Genomic DNA, 13937 nt, shown 5'->3' on the forward strand with positions numbered 1-13937 from the left:
CCACGTCCGTGTGCCCGCCCGCGCCCCATCCACGCGGCCTGACCCGCGTCCGGTCCAACTGCCGTCGTCCGAGCGGGGTTTGAGGACGCCGGTCGGGTTCGGTGAGAGACCGAGTTCCCGAAACGGCAACAAAGATTGCCCCGGCGGGCCGCGCCCCCCACCCTTGCCGCGGAGGTGATCGCCGTGACCGGCGCAAACAACAACACCAAGGACCGACTGTCGTACGACGTCATCGTGATGGGTGGCGGGGCGGGTGGGCTGAATGCCGCGCTCGTGCTCGCCCGGGCCCGTCGTTCCGTGGCCGTCGTCGACTCGGGGGAGCCGCGCAACGCCCCCTCGGCCCACATGCACAGCTTCCTCTCCCGTGACGGCGTCGCCCCGCTCACCGTGCTGGAGGCCGGCCGTGCGGAGATCGCGCGCTACGGCGCGGTCCGCATCGAGGGCCGGGTGGACCAGGTGGAGGCCGGGGAGAACGGGGGATACGTGGTCCGCCTCGAAGGCGGCGCGACCCTGGACGCCCGGCATGTCGTGCTCGCCACGGGCCTGCGCGACGAACTGCCCGAGATCCCGGGTGTCCGCGCCATGTGGGGCGAGGACGTGCACTTCTGCCCGTACTGCCACGGTTACGAGGTCAAGGACCGCACGATAGTCGTGCTCGGAGTGCATCCCGCCTCCCCCGGCCAGGCCCTGATGCTGCGTCAGTGGTCGCCGCACATCGTGTACGTCCCGCACAGCAGGCCGCTCACCGGCGAGGAGCGCGAGCGCATGGACGCCCGCGGGATCCAGGTCGTCGAGGGGCCCGTGTCCACGCTGCTCAGCAAGGAAGGCCGGCTGTACGCGGTCGAACTCGCCGACGGGCGGACCGTGGAGTGCGCCGGGGTGTTCCTCTTCCCGGAGATGACCCCGAACGACGGCGCCTTCGACGGCCTCGGCTGTGCGAAGAACGAGCAGGGCTGGCTGGTCACCGACCGGGCCGGCCGCACCAGCCGCCCCGGCCTGTGGGCCGTGGGCAATGTGGTGGACTCACGCGCCCAGGCCGTCACGGCGGCCGGCATGGGCGCCGCGGCCGCGTTCTACCTCAACCACGACCTGGTGGACGAGGAGATCGAGCGCGACCTCGCGGCGCACCGCGCCGCTCTGTCCGGCCACGCGCCCGAGGCGTCCGTTCCCGCGTCCTGAACCGACGGCTCGCCCAACAGGGCGCGGCCCGACGGCCTTTGTGGACACGACCGTGACCGGCCCCGGCTCACCCGCCGGGGCCGGTCGCGGGCCGTGCCGGATGGGCGCGTACGTGCATCCGCTCGCCCTGGCGGCCGAAGAGGCTCAGGACCTCGACCGGGCTGTCACCCGCGCTGCCGAACCAGTGCGGCAGCCGCGTCTCGAACTCGGCCACCTCGCCCGCGTCGAGGATCAGATCGTGATCGGCCAGGACCAGCCGCAGCCGCCCGGAGAGCACGTACAGCCACTCATAACCCTCGTGCGTGCACAGTTCCGGGGTGTCGCGGCTGGCGGGCAGGACCATCTTGTAGCTCTGCAGGGGCCCCGGCTGCCGGGTCAGCGGCAGCACCGTATTGCCGTTCACGGCGTGCGGCTTGAGGCGGACGCGCGGATCGCCCACCTCGGGGGCGCCGACCAGTTCGTCGAGCGGGACCCGGTGGGCCTGGGCTATGGGCAACAGGAGTTCGAGGCTTGGCCGGCGCTGTCCCCCTTCGAGGCGTGACAGCGTGCTCTTGGAAATTCCGGTGGCCTCCGACAGTGCGGCAAGGGTGACACCGCGAGCGGTGCGTGCGCGCTTGAGCCGGGGGCCTACGGCGGACAGGGCTTGGGCGATCGTCGGTGACTGCTCCACCTCGCCATTAGACCGAGCCGTTCCCCAAATCGCAACTGTGGGTGCTGTTTTGGGGAAAGCACGCGCCCCGCGCCACCCCGGCGGCACGGTCGGCGGGGCGGGGCGGGGCGGGGCGGGGGCGGCTCAGTGATTCACAAAGCGGGGGAGTGGTGCACGGGGCGGGGCGGCGGTTCACATGGGGGTGGTCACAGGCCGAGGGACCGGCCGATCAGCTCCTTCATCACCTCCGTCGTCCCGCCGTAGATCGTCTGCACCCGGCTGTTGGCCCATTCCCGGGAGATGGGGCTCTCCTTGAGATAGCCGTACCCGCCGTGGATCTGGAGACAGCGGTTGGCGATGTCCACCTGGAGCTCCGTCGTCCACCACTTCACCTTCGCGGCGTCCGTCACCGAGAGGCGCCCCGCGTTGTGTTCGGCCACACAGTGGTTGAGGAACACCTGGGCGATGGTCAACTCCGTGTCCATGGTGGCCAGTTGGAAGCGTGTGTGCTGGAAGCTGCCGATGGTCTGGCCGAACGCCTCACGGGTTTTGGCGTATTCCAGGGTGTCGGCGAGCATCCGCTCGGCCGCGCCCACCGCCACGGTGGCGATGCTCAGCCGCTCCCGCGGCAACGCGGCCATCATGTAGGCCAGCCCGGCGTTCTCCTTGCCGATCAGGTTGTCGGCGGGCACCCGGCAGTCGTCGAAGAACAGCTCGCACGTGTCGCTCGCGTGCCAGCCCAGCTTCTCCATGCGGCGCCCCCGGGTGAAGCCCGGGGCGCCGCGCTCCACCACCAACAGGCTGATGCCCTGGGCGCCCCGGTCCGGGGCGGTCTTGGCGGCGACCACGATCACGTCGGAGTTCTCGCCGTTGGTGATGAACGTCTTCTGGCCGTTGAGTACATAGCAGTCGCCGTCGCGGACGGCGGTGGTGCGGATGTCGGCGACATTGGAGCCGGCGTCCGGCTCGCTCATCGCGATCGCCGCGACGAGTTCGCCCGAACACAGCCCGGGCAGCCACCGCTTGCGCTGCTCGGGGGTGGTCCGACGGGCCAGATAGGTGGCGATGATGTCGTTGTGGGCCACGAAACCCGGCGCCGTCGCACGGGCCCACATGATCTCCTGCGACAACACCGCCGGATAGCGGTAGTCGGGCTCTCCGCCCCCGCCGTACTCGGGGTCCACACCGATGCCGAGCAGCCCCGCCCGGCCTGCCTTGCGCCACACCTCGCGGTCGACGATGCCGTCCCGCTCCCACTGGGCGTGGTACGGCAGCACCTCCCGGTTCAGGAACTCCCGGCAGGTGACCCGGAACTGCTCGTGCTCGGCCTCGTACCTGCTGCGTGTCATGCGGTCACCTCTTTCCGGTGTCGATGTCGTCGACGATGGTGGCCAGGGTGTCCTTGGGACGCTGGACGGCGGCGAAGTGGCCGCCGTCGATCTCGACCCGGTGGGCCGGGGCCGTGCTGTGCGCCGCCCACGGCCACACCTTCTCCGGCGGGGCGTGCACGTCCTGGCGGGCGGCGATCAGGGTGAGCGGGAAGTCCACCCGCAGTCCGCACGCCTGCTCGGCGAACTCGGCCCGGATCGCGTCGTCCTCCCGAAGCATCCGCAACAGCATCCGGCTCATCGTCGGGTCGGCGAGAACGACGGACGGTGTGCCACCGTCGGCGGCGGTTCTGGCGAGCAGTTCCTCGTCGGACACCGAGTCGAGCAGCGGGCCGGGCCGCTGGAGCCCGGGCGCAACCGCCCCGGACAGCACGGCCCGCTCCGGCGCCAGGCCGACCTGGCGGGTGACCTCCGCGGCCACCGCCAGGCTGGTGGTGGAGCCGAAGCTGTGCCCGAACGTGGCCCAGCGCAGGCCGGGCACCCGCTCCCGCTCCGTCAGAAGATCGGCCACCACCTGCTCGGCCATGCACCGTACGAGGGCGCGGAAACCGACGGCCTTGCGTTCCTGGCGGCGGGTCCCGCGGCCCGGCGCGTCCACGCCGCGCACCAGCAGGTGCGGCTCGCCGAGCGGTTGCCAGCCCCGGTAGACCAGCGAGGTCGCTCCGGCGTGCGGAAATCCGTAGAGCCGCACCGGGGGCCTTGATTCGGGTCGCACGGTCACTCCTTCGTGCTCCGGGCCAGCTTCTCCGCCAGCATCAGGGTGGTCAGGTTGGTGGGCGCGCTGGGGATCGTCGGGAAGAGCGAGGCGTCGACGATCCGCAGGTTCTCGGTGCCGTACACCCGGCCCTCCTGGTCGGCGACCGCCCCCGGATCGTCGTGCGGACCCATCCGGCACGAACCGGCCGCATGCCAGCCCGGGTTCATGATGTGACGGACCCCGCTGCGCACGACCCCGTCGTTGGCGACCATCCGGTCGCTCCAGAACTGGGTCTTGGTCAGGCGGCTCGACAGGCCCGGGGAACTCAGGAAGTTCCACGTCCTGCGCACGCCGTGGCACAGCCGCTCCACGTCCTCGGGGTCGGTGCCGATGCCCAGCTCGATGACGGGCGCCGCATGCGGGTCACGGCTGTCGAGGAAGACCCGGCCCCGGGAGCGCGGGCGCATCAGCATCACCGACATGCCGACGACCAGGGGCCAGCCGAGCCGGTCGGCGAAGCCGGGGATGGTGTGGCTCTCGACGTTGTTCAGCAGCCCCACCTGGATGTCCACGTCGTCGTCGAAGCCGCTGCTCATCCTGGCCGCGACCTGCCGCCAGGGCAGGCCCGCGGTGCACACCCCGTCGGCCGGTTTGGACCAGATGACGACCGAGGGGTGGTCCACCAGGTCGCGGCCCACGCCGGGCAGGTCCACCACGGGCGCGATGCCGAGGGCCCGCAGCAGCCCGGCGCCGCCGACGCCCGAGCGCTGGAGGATGACGGGGGTGCCGACGGCGCCGGCGCTGAGCACGACGTGCCGCGCGCGGACGGTGGTGAGCGTGCCGTCGCGTTCGGTCTCCACGCCGACGGCCCGGTTCTTCTCGAACAGGACCCGGGTGACCCGGACGCCGGTGCTCAGCCGGAGGTTGGGCAGGTTGCGGGCGCCGTCGAGGAAGGCGGTGGCGGCGTCGATGCGTTCGCCGTCCACGGCGTTGCCGGGGATCGGGCCGACCCCGGCCTCGCCGCCGTCGTTGAGGTCCACGAGATCGGTGACGCCCTGGCGGTTGCACTCGTCCCAGAACGCCGCGTCCAGCGGATGCACCTTCTCGCGCGGCGTGCGGTGGATCGGCAGCGGCCCGCTGTCGCCGTGCAGCCGGCCAGGGAAGTCGGCGTCGTTCTCGATGTCCTTGTAGAAGGGCAGCACACGCTCCCAGGACCAGTCCGGGTTTCCGGCCGCCTCCCACGCGGCGAAGTCACGCGGAAGGCCGCGCAGCGCGATGGCGCCGTTGACGGCGGAGCCGCCGCCGACGACCTTGCCGAGCTGGTAGGGGAAGCGTTCCCACAGGGCCCGGGTCGCCGCCTTGTCGCCGCTCGCCGCGGTGGCCCCGCCCTGCTCGATCAGGTCGTCCCAGCGGCTGCTGGTACGGAGGTTGGCCCGGTAGTCCCAGTTGTGGCCGGCCAGGACGAGACGTCCGGCGTCGGCCAGCGGATGGGCCCGGTCGCGGGGGCGCGGCTGGTCCTCACCTGCCTCGATGAGCAGGACGTTCCCGCAGTCCCGGGCGGCGAGCCGGGCGGCGGTCAGCACTCCGGCGGAGCCCGCTCCGACGATCACGTACTCCCACTCGGGGGCCGGCACGATGCCGTCATGGTCGGTGCTCACGCGGCGGACTCCTCGACGGTTGCGATCAGTTCGGCGAACGATTCGATCGACGCGTTCATGAACAGCCCCTCGACCATCTCCTGCTCCATGTCGGCTCCGATGCCGAACTCGGTGCGCAGGTGCGCGAGCAGGCCGACGGCGTGCAACGAGTCGCCCCCGATGTCGAAGAAGCCCTCCTCCACACCGAAGTCGCCGTGACCGAGCTGCTGGGACCAGAGCGCGAACAGCCGCTCCTCGACCCGGTCGCGCGGCGCCACCCGCGCGGAGGTGGTGTCCGACGTCTCGTTCCACGGCGTGGGCAGGGCCTTGTGGTCGATCTTGCCGTTCGTCGTCAGGGGCAGGGTGTCCAGCGTCAAGAAGCGGCTCGGCACCATGTAGCCGGGCAGCAGGGCGGTCAGCGCCTCGCGCAGCGCGGCCGGGTCCGGGTCCGTACCGGGCTCGGGCACCACGTACGCGGCGATCTGGCGCTGTCCGGTACGGGCGTGGGCGGGTGCGGTGACCAACGCGGTGCGTACGCCGGGCTGGCGCAGCAGCGCGGCCTCGATCTCGCCCAGCTCCACCCGATAGCCGTTGATCTTCACCTGGAAGTCCTCGCGGCCCAGGATCTCGATGTCGCCGCCCGGCAGATAGCGGCCGAGGTCGCCGGTGCGGTAGACGCGTTCCCCGGTGCGCGGATGGACCAGGAAGCGTTCGGCGGTGCGCTCGGGGTCGCCGAGGTAGCCCTGGGCCACGCCGGTACCGCCGATGTGGATCTCGCCGGTGACCCCGACGGGGGACGGCTCCAGCCACTGGTTGAACACGTGCATGGTCTGGTTGGCGAGCGGCTTGCCGTACGGGATGCTCGACCACTCGGGCGACACCGCCCCGATGGGGTGGTGGATCGACCAGATCGAGCCCTCGGTCGCACCGCCGAGGCTGATCACGCGCATCGCGGGGAGCTTTTCCCGGATCTTGTTCGGCAGGTCGACCGGGATCCAGTCGCCGCTGAGCAGCGCGAGCCGCAGCCGGCAGCCGCGCGGGACCCCTCCCTCGCCGAGGGAGTCGACCCACATGCGCATGGGCGCGGGCACGCTGTTCCAGATGGTGACGCCGTAGCGGCCGATGAGCTGCGACCAGTGGGCGATGTCGTTGCCGCGCGCGGGGTCGGGCACCACCACGGTGCCGCCGGCGCCCAGGACCCCGAAGAGGTCGTACACCGACAGGTCGAAGCCGGTCGGTGCGAGCGCCATCGTCCGGTCGTCCTCGCCCACACCGAAGCGCCGGTTGATGTCCTGCACGGTGTTGGCGGCGCTGCGGTGGGTGATCATCACGCCCTTGGGCTCGCCGGTGGAGCCCGAGGTGAAGATGACGTACGCCAGATCGTCGTGGCTCTGCCGGCTTTCGGGGCGCTCGACGGAACACTTCGCCGTGGCCTCGTCGTCGGGGGTCAGCACGCTCACCCCCTGCGGCCAGACCAGCTCGTCCCGCAGGTCCGGCTCGGTGATGACGGCCCGCACCGAGCACCGGGCTAGCAGCTTCAGACGCCGCTCCTCGGGCAGTTCGGGGTCGATGGCCACATAGGCGGCGCCGGAGTGCAGCACCCCGAGGAGCGCGGAGAACTGGGCGGCGCCCGGCCGCATGGAGACGGCCACGATCTCGTTCGGCTCGGCGCCCGGGCCGTCGAGCAGCCGGTGCGCGATCCGGTGCGCGTCCTCGGTGAGTTCGCGGTACGTGGTCTCGGTGCCGGGCGTGATGACGGCGACGCCGTCGGGGCGGCGCGTGGCGGCCTCGGCGACCAGCTCGTGCAGCAGCGCCGGCGGGATGTCCTGGGCCGTGGCGTTGGCCTGCTCACGCTCATCGGCCTGCGCGCTCGGCAGCGGCACGATGCCACGGGTGGCGTCCCACACGGACGGGTCGTCGACCAGCCGGTCGAGCAGCGTCACGTACGCCTCGAACATGGCCTCAAGGGTGCCCTCGGGGAAGAGGCCTTCGACCGCGTTCCAGTTGACGCAGAGCCGGCCGTCCAGCTCCAGGATCTGGTTCTCCAGCCACACCTGGGGGGTCCGGCTGTGGTCGTGGACCAGCGCGCCGAACGACTCGAGGCGCCCGGCGTCCGGTGCTTCGGCGCCGAGGGTGCTGGAGAAGACGACCGGCATCGAGGCCCGCCCGTCGTCCCTGCGGCGGGCCAGGTCGCGCAGGACCCGGATGCCGCCGTGCGTGGAGTGCGCCAGGTCGTCGAGGGCCTGGCGCTGCACCCCCCGCGCCCGCTGCTCGAAGCTCTCCTCGGGCCGGCCGCCGACGGCGAGCAGGCTCGGCGCGAGGAAGTCGCCCATGACGGCGTCGAGTTGCGGATGCAGCCCGAGCCGGTGGAACTGGGTGACGGTCAGGGTGAACTCCTGCCGCCGCGACCAGGTCCGCACCACTTCCGCGTACGCCGCGAGCAGCACGCCCGACGCGGCGAGGCCGTGGCGTCGCGCCGTCGCCCGCAGCGCCTCCCAGCGCTCGGGCGCGAGGACCGCCCGGTGCCGCACGAAGCGCGGGGTGCCCAGCTGCTCGGGCGCGGCGGCCAGCGGCAGTTCGGGCGCGGCGGGCAGCGTGTCGAGGCGGTCGGCCCAGTAGGCGTCGGCCTCCTCGCCCAGGACGTCGCCGCGCAGCTCCTCCTGTGCGAGCACATAGTCGCGGAACGACAGCTCCAGTGGCCGCGGGGACCAGGACGGCTCGTCGTAGAAGCGGCGCCACTCGCCCAGGAGCCGGTACAGGCCGCGCATGTCGAGGAAGAGCAGATCCACGGCCAGGTGCAGCCGTACCCGGTCGTCGTCGAGCAGCGTGGCGCGGATGTCGAACAGCGGCGCCCGGTCGAGCGGCAGCACCTGCTCGGTCAACTCCGCCCGGATCCTGGCCACTTCGGCGTCCTGCTCCTGGCCGGCGCGGCCCCGCAGATCGGTGGTGCGTATGACGTACGGGTCCACCTCGTGCGGGGGAAGGACCCGCTGGGTCTGGTCGGGGCCGGCGACCGTGCGCAGGGCGTCGTGCCGCTCGACGACCTGGTGCAGGGCTGCGGTCAGCCGGTCCACGCGCAGACCGGGACAGTCGAACTCCAGGTAGTACTGGCTGGAGATGCCGCCGAGCTCCAGGCCCTTGTGGCGGCCGATCAGGTAGGCCTGCTGGATGTCCGTGAGCGGGAACGGCTCGTGACGGTGCTCCGGTTGCGGCATGAGGCCGGGCAGCCGGGTGTCGTCCAGGCGGGGGTGGCCGTCTGCGCCGCGCAGCTCCGCGAAAAGATCCTCCATCGAGATCCGCCCCTTTTCATCAGATGCCTTGGTGGGCTTTCGAATTCCCGTACGCAATCGGAGGTTAGGCAGCGCGGCAAACGGTCTCAATACGGTCCGACCGTAGGGACGACCGTAGGGTTCGGTCCGCACTCGACCGGCGCTGTACTCCCGCTGGACCGGGCCGGGGCAATCCGGACCCGGCCATTGACCGGTCGTGGGAGCGCGGCGACATCATCGGGCATGGAAAAGCAGACCTCCCCGGGAACGGCCGGGAAACGCATACTCGTCGGGGCCACCGGATCCATTGCGGTGACCCTGCTTCCTTCGTATATCGAGGCGATGCGCCGGCGGATCGAGGGCAGCACGTTCACGGTTCTCCTCACGCACACCGCGGCCTCGTTCATTTCCCCCGACAGCCTCGCGCTGTTCGCCGAACGCGTGGTGCACGGGGAGTCCCCGGCGCACTGGCCCACCGACAAGCCGGGCCGGCTCGCCCGCGACCACGACATTGTTGCGGTCCTGCCGAGCACGGCCCATACGCTCGCCGCGGCGGCGGGCGGGGCCGCTCCCAACCGGCTGATGACGGTGGCCCTTTCGGTGGACTACCCCGTGGTGCACTTCCCGGTGATGGGCGCCGCCATGTGGCACAAGCCCGCCGTCCAGCGCAACATCGCGCAGATCCGCGAGGACGGCGGGATCGTCAACGAGCCCGAGTGGCACGACGGTTTCGACCCGACCACGGGCACCACGAGCCACCACCCCGCGCTGCCCTCGCCCGAGACGGTGGCCACGGTGATCGACGACCTCCTCGCCAAACAGCGCTGACCCGGCCCCGCCCCCTTCCCCCCGCGCACGACGAGAGGCCCCGCCGGAAACGGCGGGGCCTCTCGTCGTGCGCGGGTGCCTCAGGAGGCGATGGCCGTCGCCTCGACCTCGATGAGGAAGTCGGGTTCGGCGAGGGTGGCGACCCCGACCAAAGTGGTGGGCCGGATGACGTCCGCACCCAGCTTGGCGGCGGCGCGCCCGGCGCCGGCGGTGATGGCCTCCCACTTGTCGAGCGACCAGTCCACGACGTAGACGGTCAGCCGCAGGACGTCGTCGAAGGTGGCGCCGGCGGCTTCGAGGCCGGCGGCGATGTTGAGGTAGACCTGTTCGGTCTGGGCCGCGAGATCGCCCATGCCGACCGGCTCGCCGTCGGCGGTGCGCGGGGTCTGGCCGCTGAGGAATATCACCCGGCTGCCGGTGCCGACGGCCAGCTGCCGCCATCCGTAGGGCTTGGGGAGGCCGGGCGGGTCTATCGCCTCGACTGCCATGGCACTGTCCTTTCTCGAAGTGCCGTGCGGGCGGCGGCGGTTGTGCCCGGCCGCCCGCACGGCGGCTGTGTGGTGCGGGGTGGGTCGGGCGGGGGTCAGCTGTTCTCGCGGCAGGTCGCGTAGTACTTGCGCAGCAGGCTGACCAGCTCGGGGTCGAAGCGGGAGGCGAACAGCAGCTCGGCCGGCGGGGTGAACTCCGGGTCCAGCTCGTTGGCCCAGGCCAGGGTCGCCGGGCGCAGGTCCATCTCGATCCACTGGTGCCACTCGACGGGGATCGTCCAGTCCTGCTCGTAGCCGATGCCCATCTGGTGGTCGATGAGGACGTCGACGATCTCCTCGCGGGTGCCCGTGGTGAGGGGCTGCCGCAGCGGGGTGAAGCGGTCCAGGTCGGCCTGCGGCTCCTCGCCGAGGATCCGGGCGGCGAAGTCCTGGGCCAGGAGCGGGGAGAGGTGCAGACCGTCACGGTAGGTACCGGTCATGATCCACAGGCCCTTCATGCCACCCTGGCCGAGCAGCGGGGAGCCGTCCATGGAGACCGGGCGGTTGCCGACCTGCACCTTGGCGACGTCGCTGTTCCAGAGGTTGCGGCGGACCTGCCGGTGGGCGCACTGGAGGAGGAAGACGAGGTCGCGCATCTCCGCGGTGTCGCGCGGCTCCACGGAGATGACGTTGGTGGCGCCGAGGTAGACGTGCCCGTCGCCGCGCGGGACGACGTGCAGGCCGCAGGCGAAGGAGCGGTTGGGGGTGCGGATGACGCTGTCGGGGATGGTGCCGTCCTGCGTCTTGATCAGCGAGGAGACGCCGTAGCCGCTGACCAGACGGGGGACGCGGGAGCCGATGGGCAGGCTGTCCAGGAGCTCCTGGCTGCGCGCGCCGGCGGCCAGCGTCACATGGTCCGCGTTGATCGTCCGCCCGGAGGCGGTGACGACTCCGGTCACCTGCTCACCCTGGTGCACGACGCGGGACGCGAACTCGGGGACGAGGGTGGCGCCGGCCCGGACGGCGGCCTGTTCGAGCCGTTCCAGGAGGGCGGCGGAGTTGACGGCGTGCTCGCCGGGTATGTGGAAGGCCTTCAGCGGCCGGGAGATCGGCTCGGCGTCCACCCAGTCGACGTCGGTGGCGTCGACGTCCTCGAAGGGCTCGGAGTACCGGGTGAGTTCGGCGCGGATGGCGTTGTAGTTGGCGTCGTCGATCTCGGCCATGCCGATGGTGTTGAGGATGACGGTGGTGCCGTTCGCCGTCTTCACCGGGGCACCCTCGGTGCCCGACTCCAGCTCGGCCAGCCACTGCGGCCACAACTTGGTGGCCTGGATGCCGAGTTCGAGCTTGGCGCGGCCCTGCTCGGTGGCGAGCAGCGAGGTGGTGACCTCGCCGAAACAGCCGAGCATCGCTCCGGACGCGGTCGATCCTGCCCAGGGGCGGTGCGGCTGGCCCAGCACGGCGACCCGCTGCCCCCGCTGTGCCAGGACCCATGCGAGCGAGAGCCCGAGGACTCCATTGCCGACAATGGCGACGTCGTAGCCGGCGGCGTTCGCGTTCCCGTTGGCGCTCATGACATTCCCATCTTCCGGGGCGGCCGTGCCGCCTTCGTCTGACTTCGCATTCGTCTGAATTGGCGCTCGTCACTCGGTACGGGGACTGTCCCGGCGGGGCCGGGACAGCGGGTCAGCGGCGCTGGAAGGCGTACATCGTGAAGTCCATGTCCACGGTTCCGCGCTCGGTGGTGTGGGCGGCGACCACCGGGGACTGCGGGAAGTCCGCCGCGGGGAGTTCGGCGGACTGGCTGCGGTAGCGGCGGCCCTCGAAACCGGCGTCGGCCGCGGCCCGCAGCATCTTGTCCTTGTTGCCCATGGCCTCGCTGGTCCCGAGGTAGACCTCGCCGCCGGGTGCCAGATGGGGCACGACGTCGCGGAAGAAACGGCGGACCATCTCGTATCCGGGGTCGAAGACGGCGCGTTCGATCTGGCCGGCGTAGGGGCGGCTCGTCGGCGCCTCGATGAACGGGGTGTTCCAGAAGACGAGGTCGAACGGCTCGCCGGGCTCCAGGGCGTCGAACAGATCGCTGGTGAGGGCCGTGACCCGGTCGGACACCCCGTGCCGGACCGCGTTGCGACGGGTGTTCTCCGCCGCGGCCGGGTTGATGTCGAGCGCGACCACGCGTTCGCTGCCGTTCTGCGCGGCGAGCACGGCGGCGAGTCCGGCACCGCAGCCCATCTCCAAAAACCGGCTGCCCTTCTCGTACGGCACCCAGGAGGCGAACAGCTCGGGACCCGGGTCGGTGTAGGGCGGGAAGACCTCGGGGAGCAGGTCCCACTCCTGGTCGAGCAGGGTGAAGGTCGTGCGCGTGGGACGGTCCGGGCTCTGGATCTGCGACACCACCCAGTTGCCGAGTTCGTAACCGAGCTTGTTGTCCATGGGGTCCTCCCTCAGGGGAGCCGCGGAGAAAACCTCGACGAGGATTTCTCCGCGGCTCCTTGCGATGGGTTGCGGCCGGCAGACGGGCGAGCGGGTGCCGGACGGTGATGCGTGAGCACGGACCTGGAGCAGGCGTGCGAGGTCAGCCCTCGCTGGTCTGCGGGCTCCACGCCCGGCTGCGGGCCATCGTCCGTTCGATCAGGACGACGGGGATGGTGAGCGCGGCGATGCCCGCGCCCAGCCACGGGATGGAGTCCAGTCCTGCGCCCGCCCCGATGGCGATGCCCGCGAGGACCGGGACGAGGCTGATGCCGAGCTGGAACATGGAGACGGCGGTGGCGCCGGCGAGCGTCGGCGCATCGGACGCCACGGTGAACACCCGCCCGTAGATGGCCGGGTTGAGCACGAAGCCTGCCACGCCGAGGAGCAGCACCAGGACGACGACGGCGATGACGTAGTGGGCGAGGACGGCGAGCAGCACCGAGGTGACCAGGATGCCGCCGGCGCCGATGAGCAGCGCGTGATGGGGGCGCCCGTCGGCGATCCGGCCGCCGACGGACAGGCCGCCGAAGGCGCCGATGCCGAACAGCACGAGGATCGCGGGCACCCACACGGAGTCGACGCCCGTGACGTCCGTCAGGAAGGCCGCCATGTAGTTGTACGAGATCATGTACGCGGCGGTGCTCAGCAGGGTCGCGGCGTACACCACCCACAGCTGCGGCTTGCGCATCGTGCGCAACTCGCGGCTCACGCTGGGTTCCTGGACGGCCTTGGTCACGGGGACGACGGCCGCGGTCGAGATCGCGCCGAGCACCGTGAGGGCGACCACCGCCCAGAACCCGCCCCGCCAGCCGGTGAAGTGGCTCAGGAGCGCGCCGGCGGGACCACCGGCGACCATGGCGATGCTGAGCCCGCTGACCACCACGCCGGAGGCGCGGGCGGTGCGGTCGGGGGTGACGAGTCCGATCGCGGTGACCGCGGCGACCGCCCAGAACCCGGCGTAGGCCAGACCGCACAAAAAGCGCGTGACGATGAGCACGGTGAGGCTGCTGGTCACCAGGCCGACCGCCACGAACACGGCGAACAGGACCTGCGAGACGACCAGGGTGGTCCGGCGCGGCCAGCGCAGCGTCAGGACCGCGAGGGGCGGCCCGCCGATGACCACGCCGATGGCGAACGCGGAGATCAGCGCGCCGGCGGAGGAGAGGGAGATGTCCAGGTCGTCGGCGATGTCGGGCAGGACGCCGGCGAGCAGGAACTCGGCGCTGCCCATGGCGAACAGGCTGAACGCGAGCAGATAGACCGCGAACGGCAGCCGGTTGCCGGCTTTCTGGGGAGTCGCCTCGTGAGCTTCGGTCTGGGCGCTCATCGGCTGCCGCCTCCCGTC

General features: G+C 71.5%; 11 protein-coding genes. 2 read left to right on the forward strand and 9 right to left on the reverse strand.

From position 1 onward, the window contains the following. The first annotated feature begins 183 nt into the window (after positions 1-183). The gene (locus tag ACGFW5_RS21650; RefSeq protein ID WP_393835896.1) at positions 184-1179 is read left to right on the forward strand and encodes an NAD(P)/FAD-dependent oxidoreductase; all 996 of its coding nucleotides are present in this window, start codon (positions 184-186) and stop codon (positions 1177-1179) included. 67 nt (positions 1180-1246) lie between these two features. Here the strand turns inward: ACGFW5_RS21650 and ACGFW5_RS21655 are convergent, their stop codons facing one another. From ACGFW5_RS21655 to ACGFW5_RS21675, 5 genes are all read right to left on the reverse strand, one after another. Further along, positions 1247-1849 (reverse strand): helix-turn-helix domain-containing protein, encoded by a 603-nt coding sequence (locus ACGFW5_RS21655; RefSeq protein ID WP_393835897.1) that lies wholly within the window; start codon positions 1847-1849, stop codon positions 1247-1249. A gap of 185 nt (positions 1850-2034) precedes the next feature. Continuing rightward, entirely contained in the window at positions 2035-3177 is a 1143-nt protein-coding gene (locus ACGFW5_RS21660; protein ID WP_393835898.1) for an acyl-CoA dehydrogenase family protein, read from the reverse strand. Positions 3178-3181: 4 nt separating this feature from the next. Continuing rightward, positions 3182-3931, reverse strand: coding sequence for a thioesterase II family protein (locus tag ACGFW5_RS21665; RefSeq protein ID WP_393835899.1), 750 nt, complete (start codon positions 3929-3931; stop codon positions 3182-3184). 2 nt (positions 3932-3933) lie between these two features. Next, positions 3934-5571 (reverse strand): GMC family oxidoreductase, encoded by a 1638-nt coding sequence (locus ACGFW5_RS21670; protein ID WP_393835900.1) that lies wholly within the window; start codon positions 5569-5571, stop codon positions 3934-3936. Beyond that, positions 5568-8840: an amino acid adenylation domain-containing protein gene (locus ACGFW5_RS21675; protein ID WP_393835901.1), complete on the reverse strand. Its 3273-nt coding sequence runs from the start codon at positions 8838-8840 to the stop codon at positions 5568-5570. Before ACGFW5_RS21675 ends, ACGFW5_RS21670 begins: the two co-directional genes overlap by 4 nt. A 222-nt stretch (positions 8841-9062) precedes the next feature. Between ACGFW5_RS21675 and ACGFW5_RS21680 the strand changes: the two genes are divergently transcribed. Then, positions 9063-9647, forward strand: coding sequence for a flavoprotein (locus ACGFW5_RS21680; RefSeq protein ID WP_393835902.1), 585 nt, complete (start codon positions 9063-9065; stop codon positions 9645-9647). 80 nt (positions 9648-9727) lie between these two features. Here ACGFW5_RS21680 and ACGFW5_RS21685 read toward each other — a convergent pair whose 3' ends face one another. From ACGFW5_RS21685 to ACGFW5_RS21700, 4 genes are all read right to left on the reverse strand, one after another. Then, on the reverse strand, positions 9728-10135 hold the full coding sequence (locus ACGFW5_RS21685; RefSeq protein WP_393835903.1) for a RidA family protein: 408 nt from the start codon (positions 10133-10135) through the stop codon (positions 9728-9730). A 95-nt stretch (positions 10136-10230) separates the two neighbouring features. Continuing rightward, complete coding sequence (locus tag ACGFW5_RS21690; protein ID WP_393835904.1) at positions 10231-11688, reverse strand: NAD(P)/FAD-dependent oxidoreductase; 1458 nt, start codon at positions 11686-11688, stop codon at positions 10231-10233. A gap of 112 nt (positions 11689-11800) precedes the next feature. Then, positions 11801-12550 carry a methyltransferase gene (locus ACGFW5_RS21695; protein ID WP_393835905.1) on the reverse strand — a complete coding sequence of 250 codons (750 nt, stop codon included), beginning with the start codon at positions 12548-12550 and terminating at the stop codon, positions 11801-11803. A gap of 142 nt (positions 12551-12692) precedes the next feature. Next, a complete protein-coding gene (locus tag ACGFW5_RS21700; protein ID WP_393835906.1) occupies positions 12693-13919 on the reverse strand; it encodes a Cmx/CmrA family chloramphenicol efflux MFS transporter in 1227 nt (408 codons plus the stop codon). Positions 13920-13937 lie beyond the last annotated feature (18 nt).

Source organism: Streptomyces sp. NPDC048416, assembly GCF_043200435.1.
In the GTDB taxonomy this organism is placed as follows: Bacteria; Actinomycetota; Actinomycetes; order Streptomycetales; family Streptomycetaceae; genus Streptomyces.